This is a genomic window from Burkholderia sp. JPY481, assembly GCF_038900515.1.
In the GTDB taxonomy this organism is placed as follows: Bacteria; Pseudomonadota; Gammaproteobacteria; order Burkholderiales; family Burkholderiaceae; genus Paraburkholderia; species Paraburkholderia youngii.
Genome location: NZ_JAYMRT010000010.1, coordinates 242,587 through 262,507, shown reverse-complemented (window position 1 = coordinate 262,507; position 19,921 = coordinate 242,587). Strand labels below are relative to the sequence as shown.

Annotated in this window: 19 protein-coding genes; 9 read left to right on the top strand and 10 right to left on the bottom strand. The window is 64.3% G+C overall.

Annotated elements, in window-relative coordinates; all coding sequences use genetic code 11:
- Positions 1-10: 10 nt before the first annotated feature.
- Both VSR82_RS24015 and VSR82_RS24010 read right to left on the bottom strand, forming a co-directional pair.
- Positions 11-1,351, bottom strand: a complete 1,341-nt coding sequence (locus VSR82_RS24015; RefSeq protein ID WP_429463117.1) for an MFS transporter — start codon at positions 1,349-1,351, stop codon at positions 11-13.
- A gap of 111 nt (positions 1,352-1,462) precedes the next feature.
- Positions 1,463-4,132: an ATP-binding cassette domain-containing protein gene (locus VSR82_RS24010; protein WP_429463118.1), complete on the bottom strand. Its 2,670-nt coding sequence runs from the start codon at positions 4,130-4,132 to the stop codon at positions 1,463-1,465.
- 144 nt (positions 4,133-4,276) lie between these two features.
- On the opposite strand from VSR82_RS24010, the gene VSR82_RS24005 reads away from it, so the two are divergent.
- Both VSR82_RS24005 and VSR82_RS24000 read left to right on the top strand, forming a co-directional pair.
- Entirely contained in the window at positions 4,277-4,450 is a 174-nt protein-coding gene (locus VSR82_RS24005) for a hypothetical protein (protein WP_013093753.1), read from the top strand.
- A gap of 77 nt (positions 4,451-4,527) precedes the next feature.
- A complete protein-coding gene (locus tag VSR82_RS24000; RefSeq protein WP_429463119.1) occupies positions 4,528-4,941 on the top strand; it encodes a hypothetical protein in 414 nt (137 codons plus the stop codon).
- Here the strand turns inward: VSR82_RS24000 and VSR82_RS23995 are convergent.
- Positions 4,930-6,459, bottom strand: a complete 1,530-nt coding sequence (locus VSR82_RS23995) for a CYTH and CHAD domain-containing protein (protein WP_429463120.1) — start codon at positions 6,457-6,459, stop codon at positions 4,930-4,932. The two genes, VSR82_RS24000 and VSR82_RS23995, sit on opposite strands and share 12 nt — an antisense overlap.
- Before the next feature lie 288 nt (positions 6,460-6,747).
- Between VSR82_RS23995 and VSR82_RS23990 the strand changes: the two genes are divergently transcribed.
- Together VSR82_RS23990 and VSR82_RS23985 are read left to right on the top strand one after the other, a co-directional pair.
- Positions 6,748-7,305: a TetR/AcrR family transcriptional regulator gene (locus VSR82_RS23990; protein ID WP_429463121.1), complete on the top strand. Its 558-nt coding sequence runs from the start codon at positions 6,748-6,750 to the stop codon at positions 7,303-7,305.
- Positions 7,306-7,461: 156 nt separating this feature from the next.
- Positions 7,462-8,391 carry an alpha/beta fold hydrolase gene (locus tag VSR82_RS23985; protein WP_429463670.1) on the top strand — a complete coding sequence of 310 codons (930 nt, stop codon included), beginning with the start codon at positions 7,462-7,464 and terminating at the stop codon, positions 8,389-8,391.
- 33 nt (positions 8,392-8,424) lie between these two features.
- Here VSR82_RS23985 and VSR82_RS23980 read toward each other — a convergent pair whose 3' ends face one another.
- Both VSR82_RS23980 and VSR82_RS23975 read right to left on the bottom strand, forming a co-directional pair.
- Positions 8,425-9,219, bottom strand: coding sequence for a DUF2182 domain-containing protein (locus tag VSR82_RS23980; RefSeq protein ID WP_429463672.1), 795 nt, complete (start codon positions 9,217-9,219; stop codon positions 8,425-8,427).
- Between the two features lie 2 nt (positions 9,220-9,221).
- Positions 9,222-9,824: a DUF1326 domain-containing protein gene (locus tag VSR82_RS23975; RefSeq protein ID WP_018436175.1), complete on the bottom strand. Its 603-nt coding sequence runs from the start codon at positions 9,822-9,824 to the stop codon at positions 9,222-9,224.
- 336 nt (positions 9,825-10,160) lie between these two features.
- Between VSR82_RS23975 and acnB the strand changes: the two genes are divergently transcribed.
- From acnB to VSR82_RS23960, 3 genes are all read left to right on the top strand, one after another.
- Positions 10,161-12,746, top strand: coding sequence for a bifunctional aconitate hydratase 2/2-methylisocitrate dehydratase (acnB, locus tag VSR82_RS23970; protein ID WP_429463122.1), 2,586 nt, complete (start codon positions 10,161-10,163; stop codon positions 12,744-12,746).
- A 366-nt stretch (positions 12,747-13,112) separates the two neighbouring features.
- Entirely contained in the window at positions 13,113-13,481 is a 369-nt protein-coding gene (locus VSR82_RS23965) for a YciI family protein (protein WP_368581265.1), read from the top strand.
- Positions 13,478-14,746: an RNA polymerase sigma factor gene (locus VSR82_RS23960; protein ID WP_368581266.1), complete on the top strand. Its 1,269-nt coding sequence runs from the start codon at positions 13,478-13,480 to the stop codon at positions 14,744-14,746. Before VSR82_RS23965 ends, VSR82_RS23960 begins: the two co-directional genes overlap by 4 nt.
- A gap of 48 nt (positions 14,747-14,794) precedes the next feature.
- Here VSR82_RS23960 and VSR82_RS23955 read toward each other — a convergent pair whose 3' ends face one another.
- The 4 genes from VSR82_RS23955 to VSR82_RS23940 form a co-directional block, all read right to left on the bottom strand.
- A complete protein-coding gene (locus VSR82_RS23955; protein WP_410851240.1) occupies positions 14,795-15,286 on the bottom strand; it encodes a lytic transglycosylase domain-containing protein in 492 nt (163 codons plus the stop codon).
- Positions 15,287-15,308: 22 nt separating this feature from the next.
- Positions 15,309-15,647 (bottom strand): hypothetical protein, encoded by a 339-nt coding sequence (locus VSR82_RS23950; RefSeq protein ID WP_410851241.1) that lies wholly within the window; start codon positions 15,645-15,647, stop codon positions 15,309-15,311.
- Between the two features lie 4 nt (positions 15,648-15,651).
- Complete coding sequence (locus VSR82_RS23945) at positions 15,652-16,026, bottom strand: hypothetical protein (RefSeq protein WP_026228832.1); 375 nt, start codon at positions 16,024-16,026, stop codon at positions 15,652-15,654.
- A gap of 208 nt (positions 16,027-16,234) precedes the next feature.
- Complete coding sequence (locus VSR82_RS23940) at positions 16,235-16,849, bottom strand: TetR/AcrR family transcriptional regulator (protein ID WP_368581269.1); 615 nt, start codon at positions 16,847-16,849, stop codon at positions 16,235-16,237.
- Between the two features lie 85 nt (positions 16,850-16,934).
- Between VSR82_RS23940 and VSR82_RS23935 the strand changes: the two genes are divergently transcribed.
- The gene (locus VSR82_RS23935; protein WP_498858119.1) at positions 16,935-18,065 is read left to right on the top strand and encodes an MBL fold metallo-hydrolase; all 1,131 of its coding nucleotides are present in this window, start codon (positions 16,935-16,937) and stop codon (positions 18,063-18,065) included.
- A gap of 11 nt (positions 18,066-18,076) precedes the next feature.
- On the opposite strand, the gene VSR82_RS23930 is transcribed toward VSR82_RS23935, so the two are convergent.
- Positions 18,077-18,928: a LysR substrate-binding domain-containing protein gene (locus VSR82_RS23930; RefSeq protein ID WP_026228833.1), complete on the bottom strand. Its 852-nt coding sequence runs from the start codon at positions 18,926-18,928 to the stop codon at positions 18,077-18,079.
- 108 nt (positions 18,929-19,036) lie between these two features.
- On the opposite strand from VSR82_RS23930, the gene VSR82_RS23925 reads away from it, so the two are divergent.
- A complete protein-coding gene (locus VSR82_RS23925) occupies positions 19,037-19,900 on the top strand; it encodes an alpha/beta fold hydrolase (protein WP_429463124.1) in 864 nt (287 codons plus the stop codon).
- Positions 19,901-19,921 lie beyond the last annotated feature (21 nt).

Below are 19,921 nucleotides of genomic sequence, written 5' to 3'. Positions count from 1 at the left end.
GGCCGTGGCTCTATGACGATCGCCCGGCGAGTCCGCTGGATATGTGTTGCTGCGAAACAATCCTGATGTGCGAGACGAACCACGCCGCGAGCACGAACCACCCCGCTGCGACGACGAACGCGACGACGTAGGCGGTTCCTGCACCCGCAAGCGCCTTCACCCACGACAGCATCCACCCGGTCGCCGCGGGGCCGAGGATCTGCGGCAGCACCATCGACACTTGCCAGATGCCCATGTCCTTGCCGCTGGATGCATCGTCTGGCAACACTTGCAGCGCGAGCGCCCAGTCGACGGCTTGATAGGTCCCGTAGGCGGCGCAGAAAACGAGTCCGACCGCGATCACCAGCGACAGGTTCGGATGCAGCGCCAGCATGACAAAGCCGATTGCGGCGCCGGCCATGATCCAGCTTGTCAGGCGGACGACGGGGACCGCGCCGTGGCGGTCGGCGAGCCGTGCGCCCAACAGGCTGGCCGGGATCGCCAGCACCACGCCGACACCGAGAAGCCCGTTCATCACTCCGGTCGGATGACGAATGCCGATCACGTCCTGCAGGTAGTACAACATGAAGGTGAAGATCGACCAGATTCCCATGTTGCCGAACAGACGGGTTACCAGCACCCAGTAAAAGTTTCGGTGGAGGCGCGGGTCGAGATAGAACGAGCGCAAGAACGCGAGGAGTTCGAACCGTTCGTGGGATCTGACAGGCGTCGGCTCGCGCGAGCCGCGAATCGTCAGCCAAAGGCAGAGCAGCATGATCGCAATGAACGTGGCCACCGTCGGATAGAGGCGGCCCGGCGAATAGAGCACGACGAGCACCACGTTGCCACTGATGGTGCCGAGCACGGACATCACGTTGAGCCACGCGCTCGCGCGGTTGGTTTCCCGTTTAGGCACGACATCGGGCACCAGCCCTGCATACGGACCCGCCGCCCAGTTCCACCAAAACTGCAGATTCAGGAACGCGAGTGCATACAGCCATACGCTCGCCCCTCTGTTGAACGAAGCAAGCCATACCAGGGCAACCGCAGTGCCGAACACGCCGGTGACGAGAAACGATCGCCGACGTCCATGTTTTGCGATGGAGCGATCTGAAAGGGCGCCGGCCAGCGGCGCCACGATCATTGCAACGAACGCGCCGGACGCAATGACGGAGCCGGCCACCCCTTCCTTCAATACGGCATCGCGTCCGAGCATTTCGGCGACCTGTGACGGCACCAGCACCGGAACGACCGTCATCCATTGGGTAAACAGCGCAAACCACAGCGACGCGATCTGTATGTGACTGAGCGTCGTCAGGCGAGGGGCGGGCGGTCTGGTCGACACATTCGAGACTGGACTGGATAGGGGCATGTCAGAGGTCCATGTGCGTCGCGCGTTTTGCTGCCCGCTCAGTGCTTGCTACCTGACGGGCCTGCAGAGAAAGCTTAGAACACTGATCGGTCTTATGCATGCGTCCCCAGCTCAAGCCACGAGGTGTTGCCGCAGATACACGGCCGTGCGGCTTTCCTTCCTGCACGCGACTTCGGCCGGCGTGCCGCTCGCCACGATCGTCCCGCCGGCGTCGCCGGCGCCCGGGCCGACGTCGATGACCCAGTCGCTCTGCGCGGCCACCCGCATGTCGTGCTCGACCACCACCACGGTATTGCCCACCTCGACGAGCCGTTGCAGTTGCACCATCAGCCGGTCCACATCGGCGGCATGGAGGCCGGTCGTCGGTTCGTCGAGGATGTACAACGTGTCCCCGCGCTGTGCGCGTTGCAGTTCGGTGGCGAGCTTGATGCGCTGCGCCTCGCCGCCCGATAGCTCGGTGGCGGGCTGGCCGAGCCGCAGATAGCCGAGGCCGATGTCGCGCAGCGCATTCAGCGCGCGCATCACGCCCGGCTCATCGGCAAAGAAGCTGCACGCGGCATCGACGGTCAGGCCCAGCACCTCGGCGATGTTTTTATCGCGCCACGTGATCTCCAGCGTCGATGCGTTGTAGCGGGTGCCGTGACAGGTCGAACAAGGCGCATACACGCTCGGGAGAAATAGCAATTCGACGCTGACGAAGCCTTCGCCTTCGCAGGTCGGGCAGCGGCCTTGCGCGACGTTGAACGAAAAGCGCCCGGCGCTGTAGCGACGCTTGCGCGCGCTGGGCGTGTCCGCGAACAGCTTGCGCACGTGGTCGAAAAGACCTGTGTAGGTCGCGAGGTTGGAACGCGGCGTGCGTCCGATCGGCTTCTGATCGACACGTACGAGCCGGCGCAGCGCGTCCATGCCGTCGGCGATATGGCCGCTCGTGGGCGTCGTCGCGGTGGCGAGCAGCGGGTCCGGTTCGTCATCGTCCGGGCTTTCGATGATCTTTCCCAGCCGCCGCGCGACCAGTTCCGGGAGCGCCTGGCTCACGAGGCTCGATTTGCCGGAGCCCGAGACGCCGGTGACCGTCGTCAGGCAGCCGAGCGGGAACGCGGCGTTCAAGCCGTGCAGATTGTTGCGCGTGATATTGGCGAGCCGCAGCCAGCCGGCGGCGTCGCGCGGTACGCGATCGACTTGCGCGGGCGGGGCGAACAGATGGCGGCGCGTCTGTGACGCCTCGACCGTCGCGAGTCCCTGCGGCGGCCCGCTATAAACCACGTGACCGCCCGCTTCGCCGGCCGCCGGACCGACATCGACCAGCCAGTCGGCGCGCCGCATCATCTGCAAATCGTGCTCGACGACGAACAGCGAATTGCCTGCCGCCTTCAGTTCCTGCAGCGCGCTGAAAAGCGCTTCGCCATCGGCGGGATGCAAGCCGGCCGATGGCTCGTCGAGCACGTACACGACACCGAAGAGTTGCGACGACAATTGCGTGGCCAGTCGCAAGCGCTGCAATTCACCCGACGACAGCGTCGGCGTGCCACGTTCGAGCGCGAGATAGCCGAGGCCCAGCTCGACCAGCGTGGTCAGGCGTTCCAGCAGTTCGGCGGCGATCCGCTGCGCGGCGAGGCGTTTCTCCCCGGACAGGTTCGGCGTGCGCCGGACATCGGGCGACGCCTTGTGCGCGGAGCCGCCGGCGGCGACCCGCTTGTCGACGGCGTCACGCATCGCGCTTTTGCTGAGTACGCTGCCCTGGCCGGTGGTCGACGTCTGCGGCTCCGGCCATTCGCCGCGTGCAATCGGCGCGAGAATCGCGGCGAGTTCGGCGAGCGGCAACTGTGAAAACTCGCCGATATCCAATCCGGCGAATTTCACCGACAGCGCTTCTTTCTTGAGCCGTTTGCCATCGCAAGCCGGGCACTCGCTGCCGACCATGTACTGCGACACGCGCTTTTTCATCAGCGCGCTTTGGGTGGTCGCAAAGGTGTGCAGCACGTACCGGCGCGCGCCCGTGAACGTGCCCTGATAGCTCGGCTCGTCCTTGCGCCTAAGCGCGGCGCGGGTCTCCTTCGGCGTGAGGCCGGCATAGACGGGCACGGTCGGCTGTTCGTCGGTGAAGAGAATCCAGTCGCGATCCTTCTTCGGCAGATCGCGCCACGGCGTGTCGACGTCGTAGCCGAGGGTCACGAGGATGTCGCGCAGATTCTGCCCGTGCCACGCCGGCGGCCACGCTGCGATCGCGCGCTCGCGGATCGTGAGCGAGTCGTCGGGCACCATCGATTTCTCGGTGACCTCGTACACGCGGCCCAATCCATGGCAGGTCGGGCAGGCGCCTTGCACCGTGTTCGGAGAAAAGTCCTCGGCGAACAGCATCGGCTGTTTCGGGGGATAGTCACCGGTTCGCGAATACAGCATGCGCACGAGGCTCGACAGCGTCGTCACGCTGCCCACCGATGAACGCGCGCTCGGTGCGCCTCGTTGCTGTTGCAGCGCAACCGCGGGCGGCAGCCCTTCGATCGCATCGACTTCGGGCACGCCGACCTGTTCGATCAGGCGCCTCGCATACGGCGCGACCGATTCGAAGTAGCGCCGCTGCGCCTCCGCGTACAGCGTGCCGAACGCCAGCGATGATTTGCCCGAGCCCGACACGCCCGTGAACACGACCAGCGCATCGCGCGGAATCTGCACGTCGACGTTTTTCAGATTGTGCTCGCGCGCGCCTCGCACGCATACGAAGCCGGTGCGACCGCCGGACGGCGGCGCGTTTGGGCGGGGTGGGGTGCGGGGAGCGTCCATATCGATCGGTAATAGAAGAGGGCGCTGCCTGCAGGGCCGCGCAAACGGTGATGTGGGACGCACAGACTATGCCAGACACATCGGCAGATGACAGCAGGCGCGCAATGTGCTTGGAGATAGGCCCGTGGATCAAGGAGAACAACGATGACCCTGCTCATCTATCTGGTCGGATGGATCATTTTCATTGGTGGCGTCGCGTGGGGATTGATGGCGCTGCATGTCGCGCAGCACATCATTGCCATCGTGGCCGTGATACTGCTCGGCATCGCGGTGATTACGGGCGCCACGCGAGCGCGTAATCGAGATCGGTCGTCATAGCGAAGTTCCACGCTACGGCGCGCTCGCGATGTACCATTTCCGCGTGGAATCTCACGCCGGACATCGTGGAGCACATCATGGGAAGCGCATGGAAACGCCGCTTCAAACTGCTTGTCCAGCGTTTCTGGCAGCCAACCAGCGCGTGCATGACCTGTATGCCGGGGAGCTGGAGCAACGTGATGAGCCTCACGCACTGGGCGATCGCATTCAAGACCGGACTGCTCACCGGTGTGCTCGCGCTGCTGCTCACCTTCACGCCGGCGGCGAAGTGGTACGGGAATCGCTATAGCAACGCACTGCTCGTCGGTTGCCTGACCGCCATCGGCGATGCCTATTCTCATCTGAGCCACTACCGCTTTCATGCGCTCGAACACATCGCGACGGGGGTCATGTCAGGCCTGTTTGCGCTCGCTGCGTCGTACCTGTTCGAGGATCGCGCGCGCCGCGTGCGCGAGGCATGGTCGCGTTTGTTCGGACCATCAGTGCGGTGACGAAAGCAGCTTGAAGCGCTTCCACAGCTTCTTCAATGTCCGATGATCGGCAGCGACCCGCGACGCGAGGAAGCCACGTGCGAAGGCCGCGCCCGAGGCCGCCTCGGGCGCCGTCGTCAGCAGCGACTTCAGCAGCTGATCGGCGACGACGGCATCGTTGCGCCAGCCGAGATCGTCCTGAAGCGCGGTGAGCGCCTCGACATAGTGGCGGACGACCCGCCGCGGGCATAGCGACGCGAAGAACTCGGTGGCGTATCGAACTTTCTTCGCCGCGATGCGGGCGCGGTGACGGCTGTGATCGTCGAGATCGGCCAAACCCTTGCCACGTTTGATTAGTTTCTTGTGCCGGCGGCGCAGAACATCGGCGGCGAAGGGCTTCACCGGGCTGCTGATCACGTCGCGCTGTTCGTCGGACATCTCATCTCGCCAACCCTTGCGGCTCACCCAGAGCGCCAGCTGGAGCGCGAGCCGCGTATAGCGAACCGATTCGACCGCGGCCGCCGCGCGCTGCCGGTTGTCGACGGCAATCTGCTCGCAAGCCTCTCTGACGGGGCGGATCTCTTCCGTACCGCCGTCGGCGCCGGCATGTTCGAGCGTCGATCCCGCGAGCACTTCCCAGTCGCGCGCGGCGCCGAGTTCCGAGGCAATCCAGCGCAACTCCTCGTCGAAGCCGGGAGCGGCGGGGATGACCTTCGCAAACAGGTCGAGGGCCGAACGCAAGCGGCGAAGCCCCACGCGCATCTGATGGACGCTCGATGGATCGTGGCCCGACACGACGCCCAGCTCATTCGCGTGGACCTGGTCCAGACAGTTGCGCACAATCACGCAGAATGCATCCTCGATCGAATCGCGCTTGTCCAGTCGCACCGGTTGCGCTTTCACCGCCTCGCTGTGCTCGGCTACCAGCAGTGCATACCCGATATCGGCCTTGCTGCGATGATCAATACGCAGCGGCACGGTTTCGAGCATTTCCAGCGCGACGCGGTACAGCATGTCCGGATCGCCCTGTTTCAATTCCAGTTCCACGGCGGCGATCTGCACCGAGCCCGGCTCCGCCTCGATGGTTCCTTCGTCCAGAGCAAGCTCGAGTTCGTATCCGGACGGCTGGCGCAGCGCAAATGCCGAGCGGTTGATCCGCGTGACGAATACGGGCTTCAGTTGGGCGGGAACGGTCTCGTCGCGAATCAGCTTCCCGCAGTCGCTGTCGTCGGGGATCTGGTCGCACAGCAGCTTCAGATCGGGCACGTCGCTCGTCACGGGCATCTCGAACTCGTCCCTGTCGAACAGCCCCGCCTTGGCCGAGCCTTCGAGCTTCAGCGTCTGGATTTTCTCGTTGCCGACGCTGCGCACGCGCAGCGAAGCCCCGCACCAGTGAAATGAAAACTCCGGTGTATCGAAATAGGTGCTGGTCAGCAGGTGAGGCGTTCCCGCTGTGGCTTCCGATTGCGCGAGTATCGATGCGTTGCGCAATTTGCCGAGATCTTCGTTCGCAACGCGCAGCTTTAGCTCCCGTTCCATGCCGCCTCCGAAATGAGCACCATACCGTCAGACTACACCGGATTCGCTGGAGCGCGTCGCGCCCGATCGCCCCGAGTGACCGCGCCGATAGAAGTTGTGCACAGAAAAAGTGGATAAGGCGGTGGACAAGTTTTGCACGACTGCCTCGAAACCGGACCGCGGTTTTCGGAACCCTACGCGACGGGACATCTTGATTAGGAAATGATCATTTCCTATAATCGCGGCATGACTACACGCCACCATCCTGCGAGACAGCCACGTGCTCCCGGCCGTCCACGCGAATTCGACATGGACGTCGCGCTGGACGGCGCAATCCAGATTTTTCGCGAACGCGGCTATCAGGGGACGTCTCTCGGCGATCTCGGTGCCGCGATGGGCCTCACGGCCGGCAGTATCTACAAGGCGTTCACCGATAAGCGAGCAGTGTTCCTTGCCGCACTCGAGCGCTACATCCATCTACGAAATAGCCAGTTGCAAAGCCTGCTCGACGCGGAGCAAACCGGCCGCGACAAGGTGCGGGCCGTTCTGCGGTTTTATGCCGAGTCCGCAGTTGGCGACGAGGGCAAGCGGGGCTGTCTCGTAGTCGGAAGCGCAATCGATCTGCTCGCTTTCGATGATGAGGTCGCGGGTCATGTCGCCGCTTCTTTGCAGCGAACGGAGCGTCTGTTGTGCCGTCTGATCCGGCTGGGCCAGACAGACGGTTCGATCGCGTCTGCCGTGGATGCGGACGCTACCGGCCGCGCCCTGCTGAGTTTGACGCAAGGTTTGAGGGTCGTCGGCAAAGTCGGGCGGCCCCGGGCGCACATAATGGCGGCGGCGGAGCAGGCCATGCGTCTGCTGGACTAAGCACAGCAAGATATAGCATCGCATCAGTTACCAGTGCTGCTCGCCAAATTAGGAAATGACTATTTCCTAACGTAAACCGCCGATGAGAAACAGCCGTTCAACGATGTAATCACTCAACCCAAAGGAGTCTCGTTCGTGAAAGCACTTCACTCGCCCATGCCATCTGGGAGTTCCGAAATCGTAAGCACGCTGCCAGCATCAAGGCCCGTTCCGGGGTTGGAAGGATTCGAGCACAAGTTCGCAACCGTAGACGGACTGAGACTGCACTACGTCACCGGTGGAAACCCACAGGGTGACGTGATCGTGTTGCTCGCGGGCTTTCCGCAGAGCTGGTTCGCGTGGCGCAACGTGATCGCGCTGCTCGCAAAGACCTATCGAATCGTCGCAGCGGACCTTCCCGGACAAGGTGATTCGGATCGTCCTATGGACGGCTACGACACGCAGACCCTTGCGAGCCATGTCCACGGTTTGCTCGAGCAACTCGGAGTGAGCCGGTACTTTCTCGCCGGACACGACATTGGAGCGTGGGTGGCTTTTCCTTACGCGGTGATGTTCGCCGATGAGGTCCGTCGCCTTGCGCTGCTGGATGCGGGGATCCCCGGCGTGACGTTGCCCGATGCGTTGCCGATCGCGCCCGAGCGTGCATGGCGTACCTGGCATTTTGCGTTTCACGTCCTACCGGATCTGCCGGAAGTGCTGCTTGCCGGCAAGGAGCGCGAATACCTCGACTGGTTTTTGCGGCGAAAGACGGCCAATCCCGACACGTTCACTGACGCCGATATCGATGAATATCTGCGGATTCTGAAGAAAGACGGCGGCTTGCGCGCGGGTCTTGCGTATTACCGCGCCGCGCACGTGTCCGCCCGGCAGAACGCGGAATTGAAGCAGCGAGGCAGGCTCGATTTGCCACTGCTGGCGCTCGGTTCCGATCAAGGCTCCATCGCCGATATGGCGACCCCTCTGCGAGCCTTTTTCACCGACGTCCAAGGCCGCACCATTAGTCACTGCGGGCACTTCATTCCGGAAGAACAACCGCGCGCGGTTGCCGACGAACTCACGGCATTCTTTGGAAGCGCAGAGCGATAACGGGGCAGGTGCGTGCAGGCCGCCGGGCACGGCTCAGGCAATGAGGGAGGAGTGCTGTACGACGATCCACGCGGACCATGCAAGCAACGCGACGCCGAGCGGCTTGCCGATCGACCTGCCCCAGCGGAAATTCTTCTCGGCCGACATGATCGCGCCCAGCGCCAGCATCCAGCCGACACTGCCGGTGCCGACCGCGAACATCAGCAGCATCAGCGCCCAACAGCAGCCGACGCAGAACGCGCCGTGACTGATGCCGAGCACGAAGCTCTCGCGGCGCGCGCTTTTGCCCCGCCAATGCCCGGTGATGAACATCAGCGGCGAGCGGCATTTGTCGAGACATCGATGTTTGAGGCTGCTGAACTGATAGAGGCCCGCGAGCGCGACGATCGCCGCGCCGATCAGCCAGCCGTTCGCAAGCAAGCTCGGAACCTGCGCGGCGACCAGATGGAGCGCCGCGTCAAAGCCGTGCGCGACCACGCCGAACAGCGCCCACGTCGTCGCATAACCGACGATCAGAAGCGCCATCAGCGTGCGCCGGTTGTCGCGCGCGACGGTCATCCGCCGGAAGGTGTCGAACAGCGGGAAGGCGCTCGGCAGCATCATCGCCGCGATCATCAGCAGCCATGCGGCGCTGTGCAGCAGCGCCGCGATCGTGACGCTAGCACCGGGCACCGCGCGGCATATCGGGCCGACGAGCGGCAGTTCGTCCCAGCTCGCGTGACGCAGATAACGCGCATAAGGCCCCGCGTCCCACGCCCATAACGCGATCCACGCGCTGCTCGTCAATGCGACGAAGAGCGGCGCGAACAGCCGCGAGCGTGCGAGCATCTTCACGACGCGAAGTTGAACGATCCCTGAATGGCGTTATGTCCGCTCAACGCGAGATCGAGATCGAGCTTTTCGTGCCGCAGGCGGAAAGAGTTCGCCTTGCCGACGAAAGCAGGGGAGCCCGGTATCGTCGAAAAGATGCTTTCGACCAGCTTGGTCGGCTCGCCGGTCGGGCCGCGATAAGGTTCCAACTCGGCATCGATTGCTTCGCCGACTTTCATCCTGCCCTTGCCGTCGACGACCGTGTATTCGATCGGCACGCGTTCCACCGACACGACTTCGCCGATCAACTGCACGAGATCCGCGAGGGGGCCGCCGCGCTCGCCACGGTGCACGCTTACCAGAGCGTCGAATTGCGCGTCGCTCGCGCGCTCGTCGACGAACATCGCGACGCGCCAGCCGCCTTTGAGCACATTGCCGGGAATGAACGCCGCGAACGCGATCGTCAGGCCCGATACATCGACGCCGTCGATCGTGCCTCGCTCGTAGTGGTAAGCCATCGCACTGCGGCACGAGCCGTTGTCGGGATCTTCTCCGATCCAGCAAGGACACAGCACCTTGCATTCGCACACTTCGAGGATGCTGCCCATCAGTTGATAGCTCATTTGCACCTCCGCCGCCGGTTGAATCCGGCCGGGAAGAACATCGCCGGACATCCTCAGTTGTAGGCGTTAAGCGGGCAGTAAGCAAAGCATTCGAGCGTCGGCGAATGATTGAAACGGCTTACACAGTCGGTGCTTTTGCGATGGCGGGGAAGCGTGCGCACAGGACCCGAAGCGCATCGAGCATCGCCGGTGTCCGCTGCTCAACTCTTATATAAGACATAAGACATTTGACCGTGGAGGGGTATTGCAATTAAAATCGCGATCGAAGCAGTGCCCGGCACAGCTTGGAGTGCCTAAAAAGCCTTTCCCTGAAACGCAAATACCAGCAGGTCCCCCATGCTTGAAAACTTTCGTGCTCACGTGGCCGCACGCGCCGCGCTCGGCATTCCTCCCCTGCCGCTGACGGCTCAGCAGACCGCCGAGCTGGTCGAGCTCCTGACGAACCCGCCCGCTGGCGAAGAGCAGACGCTGCTCGACCTGATCACCAACCGCGTGCCCGCCGGCGTGGACGAAGCCGCCCGCGTGAAGGCAGGTTTCCTCGCCGCGGTGGCCAAAGGCGAGACCGCCTGCGCACTGATCTCGCGCGAGCGCGCCACCGAACTGCTCGGCACGATGCTGGGCGGCTACAACATCCAGCCGCTGATCGAACTGCTGTCCGACGCCGAAGTGGGCACCGTGGCCGCCGACGCGCTGAAGAAAACCCTGCTGATGTTCGACCAGTTCCACGACGTCAAGGAACTGGCCGACAAGGGCAACGCCAATGCGAAGGCCGTGATGCAAAGCTGGGCCGACGCCGAATGGTTCACGAGCCGTCCGGAAGTGCCGCAAAGCCTGACCATCACCGTGTTCAAGGTGACGGGCGAAACCAATACCGACGACCTGTCGCCGGCTCCGGACGCGACCACCCGTCCGGACATCCCGCTGCACGCGCTGGCGATGCTGAAGAACGCGCGTCCCGGCATCACGCCGGAAGAAGACGGCAAGCGCGGCCCGGTCAAGTTCATCGAGTCGCTGAAGGAAAAGGGCCACCTGGTCGCGTACGTGGGCGACGTGGTCGGCACCGGCTCCTCGCGCAAGTCGGCCACCAACTCGGTGCTGTGGTTCACGGGCGAAGACATCCCCTTCATCCCGAACAAGCGCTTCGGCGGCGTGTGCCTCGGCGGCAAAATCGCTCCGATCTTCTACAACACGATGGAAGACGCCGGCGCGCTGCCGATCGAACTCGACGTGTCGAAGATGGAAATGGGCGACGTGGTCGAACTGCGCCCGTACGAAGGCAAGGCGCTAAAGAACGGCGAAGTGATCGCCGAGTTCCAGGTCAAGTCCGACGTGCTGTTCGACGAAGTGCGCGCCGGCGGCCGCATTCCGCTGATCGTCGGCCGCGGCCTGACCGCCAAGGCGCGTGAAGCGCTGGGTCTCGCTCCGTCGACGCTGTTCCGCCTGCCGCAGCAGCCGGCCAACAGCGGCAAGGGCTTCTCGCTGGCGCAGAAGATGGTCGGCCGTGCTTGCGGTCTGCCGGAAGGCCAGGGCGTTCGCCCGGGCACGTACTGCGAACCGAAGATGACCTCGGTCGGCTCGCAGGACACCACCGGCCCGATGACCCGCGACGAACTGAAGGACCTGGCGTGCCTCGGCTTCTCGGCCGATCTCGTGATGCAGTCGTTCTGCCACACCGCCGCTTATCCGAAGCCGGTCGACGTGAAGACCCACCAGACGCTGCCGAACTTCATCAGCAACCGTGGCGGCATCGCGCTGCGCCCGGGCGACGGCGTGATCCACTCGTGGCTGAACCGCATGCTGCTGCCCGACACCGTCGGCACCGGCGGCGACTCGCACACGCGCTTCCCGATTGGCATCAGCTTCCCGGCAGGTTCGGGTCTGGTCGCGTTCGCGGCCGCCACCGGCACGATGCCGCTGGACATGCCGGAATCGGTGCTGGTCCGCTTCAAGGGCAAGATGCAGCCGGGCGTGACCCTGCGTGACCTGGTCAACGCGATTCCGCTGTACGCGATCAAGCAGGGCACGCTGACGGTTGCCAAGCAAGGCAAGAAGAACATCTTCTCCGGCCGCATTCTCGAAATCGAAGGCCTGCCCGATCTGAAGGTCGAGCAAGCGTTCGAATTGTCGGATGCATCGGCCGAGCGTTCGGCCGCCGGTTGCACGGTGCACCTGAACAAGGAACCGATCATCGAATACCTGAACAGCAACGTCACGCTGCTCAAGTGGATGATCGCCCAGGGCTACCAGGACCCGCGCAGCCTGCAGCGCCGCATCAAGGCGATGGAGCAGTGGCTGGCCGACCCGCAACTGCTGTCGCCGGATGCCGACGCCGAGTACGCGGCCGTCATCGAGATCGACCTCGCCGACATCCACGAGCCGATCGTGGCCTGCCCGAACGATCCGGATGACGTGAAGATGCTGTCGGACGTGGCCGGTGCCAAGATCGACGAAGTGTTCATCGGCTCGTGCATGACCAACATCGGTCACTTCCGCGCCGCGTCGAAGCTGCTCGAAGGTAAGCGCGACATCCCGGTCAAGCTGTGGGTGGCTCCGCCGACCAAGATGGATCAGAAGCAGCTGACCGAGGAAGGCCACTACGGCGTGTTCGGCACGGCTGGTGCGCGTACCGAAATGCCGGGCTGCTCGCTATGCATGGGCAACCAGGCCCAGGTGCGCGAAGGCGCGACGGTCATGTCGACGTCGACCCGCAACTTCCCGAACCGCCTCGGCAAGAACACGAACGTGTACCTTGGCTCGGCGGAACTGGCGGCGATCTGCTCGCGTCTCGGCAAGATCCCGACCAAGGAAGAGTACATGGCCGATATGGGCGTGCTCAACGCCAACGGCGACAAGATCTATCAATACATGAACTTCGACCAGATCGAGGACTTCAAGGAAGTCGCCGACGGCGTGACGATGTAAGTGTGCTGTCGGGCTACGGCGTGTTGTTTGCGTCGTAGCACCACGAAATGGCGCCGCGGGCTGAATGCCAGCGGCGCCATTTTTTTTTGCGTTGGTTTCGGATGTCCTGGCGTCCGATCCCCGGCCGGCGCTCTCTGCACTGTCCGCCAATCCCGGGTCGACAACCCAGCCAACCCGTCCGACAATGCTTTGCGAAACACGGTCGAACGGGCTGCGATTCAAACGTCTCTTTCCAACACAGCGTGGGTCCCAGGTGGCCGTCCGCGAATTTTTTTGACGCCGCCTGTCCGTCCGCACGCAGCCCGCGCGTCATTGATATGGCGGCCGATGCAATTCATCCGCCTTAACCCTGTGACGGAGGCTCAAATGGAATACCTGTTGATGATCTACTCGGAAGAAAGCAGCTGGAACAAGATGACCGACAGCGAGCGGCAGCAAGGCGTTGCCGCCTATCACGCGTACACCGAATCGTTGAAGAAATCGGGGGCTCTGGTGGGGGCCAACCGGCTGCAGCACTCGAACACGGCCACCACGGTGCGGCTCGTCGACGGCAAGCCGCAGGTGCTCGATGGCCCGTTTTCCGATACGAAGGAGCAACTCGCCGGCTACTACCTGATCGACGTGCCTAACCTCGACGCGGCGATGGCGTGGGCGTCGCGCTGTCCCGGCGCGGCGCACGGCGTGATGGAGGTGCGCCCGGTCTGGACCGCTCCGTACGAAGCGCCGTCTGCATGAGTCCGTCCGGCGACGCCCGAGGCAATGACGGCGTCGCGCGGTCGATCGCCGAGGCGGTCGCTCGCCGCAGCTACGGCAAGCTCGTCGCGCTGCTGGCGATGCGCACGCGCGACGTCGCGGCAGCCGAGGACGCGCTCGCCGATGCTTTCGCGGCGGCGCTCGCGGACTGGCCGGAGCACGGCTGTCCGGCCAGTCCAGAAGCGTGGCTGATGACGGTTGCGCGCCGCCGGGCAATCGACGGCGCGCGTCATCGCCAGGTCGGCGACGATGTGGCGAACCAGCTGCTGATTCTCGCCGACGAAATCGACGAGTGCGCGACAGACGCGTTGCCCGACCGGCGGCTGGCGCTGCTGTTCGCGTGCACGCACCCCGCGCTCGAGGCCCCGATTCGCACGCCGCTGATGCTGCAAGTGGTGTTGGGGCTGGAAGCGAAGACGATTGCGTCGGCGTTCCTGATGTCGCCCGCCGCGATGAGCAAGCGCCTCGTGCGGGCGAAGACCAAGATCCGCGAAGCGGGCATTCCGTTCAGCGTGCCCGAGCGCGAGGAGCTGCCCGGCCGGCTCGACGCGGTGCTCGAAGCGGTCTATGCGGCGTATGCGGAAGGGTGGACGGACCCCATCGGCGGCGATACCGAGCGGCGCGAGCTCGCCGACGAGGCGCTGTATCTCGCGCAACTGCTCGTCGAACTGCTTCCCGAAGAACCGGAGACGCTGGGCCTGCTCGCGCTGATGCTGTTTGCCCAGGCGCGGCGCGATGCGCGGCGCGATGCGGCTGGCGACTACGTGCCGCTATCGGCACAAGACCCCGCAACATGGAACGCACCGATGATCGGCACGGCGAACGCACTGCTGCGGCGCGCGAACGCGTTCAACGCCATCGGGCGCTTTCAGCTCGAGGCCGCGCTGCAATCGGCGCATGTGGATCGCTGCCGGACGGGGCGGCCGAACTGGGACGAGATCGTGCAGCTCTACGATGGGCTGCTTTCGATTGCAGCGTCGCCGGTAGTCGCCGTGAACCGCGCGCTCGCGGTGGCGGAACGTGACGGCCCGCAGGCGGCGCTCGACGCGCTGGCGCCGTATGCGGACGATCCGCGGCTCACCGACTACCAGCCCTACTGGGCCGCGCGCGCCAATCTGCTCGCGCGTGCCGGCGCGACGGCACAAGCCCTCAGTGCGTACGATCTGGCGATCGGTCTGGAGCGTGACCCGGCCGTGCGGCGCTTCCTGCAGCGCAAGCGAATGGAGCTTGCATCGGCGGGGAGGTAGCGCAGCGCGATGCGCTGGCAACGCCCCGCACGGCCCGCGCTTTGAATCTCACCGCTCCGGCTGCAACAGCCCCCAGCTGACGAGAATCGCCTGAATGCTGCGCGCGTAGGCGTCGCGCTCGCGCGGCGATTCCGAGTGATACGCACCGATCGCGCGCCATGTGTTGCCGTGCCGCACCATCTTCTGCTTGAGCAGCCAGGCGGCCACGAAGATATTCACGCACGGGTCCGTGAGCGCGCGGTGCGGAATGCCCTGGCTCGCCAGTTCCGGAAAGTGGATCGAATTGATCTGCAATTGGCCCACGTCGATCGAACCGTTGGCGTTGCGGTTGATGGCGCTCGTGTCGCCTTTCGATTCGCGCCATGCGACGGCGCGCAGCACGTGCGGATTGACGCCCTGGTAGGCGCCAGCCTTGTCGAAGCAATCGTCGGCGCTCGGGGCGGCTTGCGCGGACGAACTGCCGATGACCACCAGCGCCGCCCAGGCGCAGATGGCCCACGACCGCAAAGGGCGGAAGCCGTTGGTCTTGTGCTGGTCCATGGGTCGGGCTCCAGGTCCCGCTTTACTGCGCCAGCGCGGAATCGAGCTGCCGCTCGATGTCCTTCAGATAGGCGCGTGATTCATCGGAGACGACGAGGCGCGGTGTTGGCATCGCGCAGTGGCAATCGCGTTTTTGCGTCTTCTTCTTGTTGCGCGAGCTCGAGCGCGGCGCGGGGAGGTCGTCATCGTCGCCGGTGGAGGGCGGCAGCATCGCGAGCGTGGGCAGCGGCGGGTAGACCTTGTCCGCGGAGGCCAGGGTGGCAGGGGCGGCGGCGGCTGCCGGTGCGCCGGCGGCGGGCTGGCCCGCCCACGCGGCCGAACTCAAGCATAGCGATGCCGCGGCGAAAGCAATCAGGCGCATCGTGTCAGCTCCCCGCACGTAGCGGCTGAATCGACACGCTGTACGTCTGGTTCGCGCCGGTCGTCAGATTTTCGAGTGCGGGTTTGAGTCCCTGTTGCGGCACGCCCCGCCAGATCGCCTCGTTGATGTACTTGAAGTCCTGGCCCAGCGCCGTCACGCGGATCACCGTGGGCCGCTTCTGCGCGGCGGCGAGCGCGCCTGCCTTGGCGAGCACCGTAGCCAGTTGCGGATCGCGCGCGCCGAGTGCATCGGCGGGAATGTCGAACTTCATGATCACGTTCGACACCGCAGGTTTCTCGGCTTGAGCCGTAGTGGGCTGCTGCACTTGTGCGCAGCCTGTCATGAACATTACGGCAAGTAAGAGCACAACGCGCGTCACATCGGGTCTCCAAAGTTTCGAGGCGATGTACGCGTTTTCGGCTTCTGAAGCTGAGACTTGATACCTCAAAGCAAACGTTTGCGAAAAAGAAAGACTTCACTCCCCCGGTGCTGCTTCACGGAAGGCCGCTGCGCGCACCGCCGCCTTCGAGCAAAGAACTTCTTGCCTCGGCGCGGGAGCCAAAGCGAACGCGACCCGGCAAACCCACTCACGCATAACGCGCGAGAAACATATCCGCCGCTGCCTCCGCGATGCGCTTCTGCTCGCCGGCATCGAGCGGCACTTGACCCATCGCCACTTGCGGCCAGAAGGCAAAGGCCTTCACGAGCCCCTGCAACTGCAGTGCGGCGAAGACGGGGTCCCCGGTCTTGATGCGGCCGTCCGCGGCAGCCGCCCGGACCCACGCGGTCAGATCTTCCTCACGCTCCCCCATGCGAGCGACCATATCGCGCGCGCGCTCCGGCGAATGGATGCCAGCCGCGATCGCCACCCGTGCCAGCGACAAAAAGGATTCGTCGTGAAGCAGCCTCAGCTTGCGCTCCAGCAGATCGAGCAACTGCGCGCGCAACGGTTGATCGGCGCGGTAGTTGGGCGCATCGCCGTCGTGGCTCGCGTCCCATAGCTGCTGGAGAATCGCCGCGAAAAGCGCTTCCTTGCTCGGGAAATGGTTATAGACCGTGCGCTTCGAGACGCTCGCGCGGGCGGCGATGCGGTCCATGCTGGTTGCGTCGTATCCGGCGGCGAGGAATTCGTCGATCGCGGCGGTGACGATCGCGACGCGCTTTCGGTCAGTCAGACGTTGGGGGCGGGCAGGGGATTCCATCCGTCAATTTTACACTGGTCAGTTTACTTTTCTCGGAAATAAACTACACTGCCGGGTGTACATTTTTCTTCGGAAGGTCAACTTCATGACGTCGCTTCCCGCCTATCTCCGCCGAATGCTCGGCGTGAATGCCGTGCATCGCAGCCGCGCGAAGTTCAGCCTGTCGCCGCAGCATGACGGCGAGCGCTTTCGCAACGTCAAGCCGCGTCCGGCGGAAAGCCTGCGCAAAACGCTCGGGCTCGCATGGACGGTGCTGTTCAACAAGCCGCGCGGCACCGTGCCGGCCGACGCGTTGCCCGTCGAAACGCTGACACGCGCGCAACTCGATGCGGCGCCCGACCGAAGCCTGTACCGGCTCGGTCACTCGACGATGCTGCTGAAGTTGCGCGGCAAGTTCTGGCTGACCGATCCCGTATTCGCCGAGAGAGCGTCGCCGTTCCGCAATCTCGGTCCGAAGCGCTTTCATGCGCCGCCGATCTCGCTCGACGATTTGCCGCCGCTGCACGGCGTGATCCTGTCGCACGATCACTACGACCATCTGGACCGCGAGACCGTCCTGATCCTGGCGCAGCGTACCGAGGTGTTCTTGACGCCGCTCGGGGTCGGCGACCGGCTCATCGAATGGGGTATCGACGCGGCGAAGGTCCGGCAGTTCGACTGGTGGCAGGGCACGGTGGTCGAAGGCATCGAGTTCACCGCGACACCCGCACAGCACTTCTCCGGGCGCAGCCTGTTCGATGGCAACCGTACGTTGTGGGCGTCGTGGGTGATCGTCGATAACGACCTGCGCGTGTTCTTCAGCGGCGACACCGGCTACTTCGATGGATTCAGCGCGATCGGCGAGCGCCTCGGACCATTCGACGTCACCTTGATCGAGACCGGCGCGTACGACGCGATGTGGCCATACGTCCATATGCAGCCTGAAGAAACCGTGCAGGCGCATATCGACCTGCGCGGCCGCTGGCTCGTGCCGATTCACAACGGCACCTTCGACCTCGCGATGCATCGCTGGCAGGAACCGTTCGAGAGGGTGACCGGGCTGGCGCTCGCGCGCGGGGTCGCGCTGTCGACGCCGCGCATGGGCGAGCGCCTCGATCTGATTGCGGTGCATCGCGGTGAACGCTGGTGGCGCGAGGTGGCGGAAACGGTCGCTGCGCCGAAGGCTGCGTGGCGGATGTGTGCGTCGTGCCGAGCCGGCGCGGAGGAGTCTTCCTGAAGTCTTCCGGGTTAATTCTTCAGGTCGGCGAGAATCCGTTCCGCGAGAAAATCGCACACGGGCCGCTTCGAAGCCGCGCTTCGCGCCAGCACGACTTCGAGCGTGCCGATTTCCGGCAGGCCATTCGCGGCCCCCAGCAGCGAGAAGTGAGCCGGTACCGCGCACTTGGCCAAAGGGGTTACCGCGAGGCCGGCCTCGGCCATCGTCAGCAGACCCAGCAGGCTCGGACTCTCATACGACGTGCGATACGTGATGCGCGCGCGCTCCAGGCTCCGGATGGCTTTCTCTCGCGCGACGCTGCCCGGCAAAAACACGGCGATGGGCAAGGGCCTTTCGCGCCAGATCTCGGTCGCGCCCGGGGCGGCGGCCCACACCATCGGTTCGTGACGCAGGAACTCGCCGTGCAATCCTTTCACGCGCGTCGCGCAGACGAGATCGACCGTGCCGTCCTTCAACATCGGCTCTAGAGCGACGCTCGGCAGGCCTACCACCTGAATCTCCACCTTCGGATAGGTCGCCGAAAACTTCTTGAGGATCGGCGGGAACAGTGACGTCGCATAGTCGTCCGGCACGCCGATCACCACGCGCCCGGTCACGTCGGGCCGAACCACCGCTGCCCACGCTTCATCGCGCAGCGCGATCATCCGTCGTGCGTAGGTCAACAGCATTTCGCCGTCCTGCGTCGGCACCACGCTGCGAGGCTTGCGCACGAACAGCGCCTTGCCGAGCGCGGTCTCGAGCGTCTTGATCTGCATGCTCACCGCCGATTGCGAGCGGTGCACGACCTGCGCCGCGCGACTGATCGTGCCGGCGTCCGCGACCGCGATGATCATCGACAGCACGTCCAGATCGAGCGCTTTCATTTCCGTTGCCATGATGGTTCGTATCAGAAAAGTAGATCGATTCCATCAATATTATGCGATTTTCTTTTGCCAGAACACCATCGATAGTGTCGCCAAAGGAGCCCTTTGATGAATGCACGTACCAGCCCATCGATTCTGGCCTCAGCCGATGGCGCGTCCGCGCCGTCGTTCGTGACCACCGCATCGAGTGTTGCCATACCGTATGTCGAGTCCGGGAGCGGCGAGCCGATGGTGTTCGTGCACGGCTCGCTTTGCGACTATCGCTACTGGGACGCCCAGATGGCCTCGCTGTCTGGCCGGTTTCGCTGCTTCGCGCCGAGCTTGAGCCATTACTGGCCCGAGATCGATGCGTTTGGACACGGCGACTTCAGTTGGGAGGCGCACGTCGAGGAAATTGCCGGATTCATCACGGCGCTCGAGCTGGCTCCCGTTCATCTGGTCGGTCACTCGCGGGGCGGGTGCGTGGCTTTCCATCTCGCGCGCGCCTATCCGCGCCTCGTGAAAACGCTGACGCTAGCCGATCCCGGCGGCCCGCTGCAAACCGAACCGCGGGGGCAGCCCGCGTTCATGCCGCCGGCGACCAACGTGTTGCGCGCCCGGGTCGCGGAGCTGATCGAACGGGGCGAGTACGACGCCGGCTTGTCGATGTTCGTCGACTCCGTGAGCATGCCGGGGTACTGGAACAAAAGCCCGGAGAGCTTTCGTCGCATGGCGCTCGACAACGCGCTCACGCTGCCGAAGCAGTTGCTCGATCCGCTTCCGGCCTATACGCCGGATGCCGCGCGCGATATCAAGTGCCGTACGTTGTTGATCGACGGCCAAAAGAGTCCCCGCATGTTCCGCAATACGGTCGACAAGCTCGAACAGTGGATCGAGTTTGCCGAACGCGAAACGATCGACGGTGCGTCGCATGGGATGAATGTCGCAAGACCCGATGCGTTCAACCGGGCGGTCGCGACTTTCGCCGCGTAGACCGCCCACGCATCGCGAGCC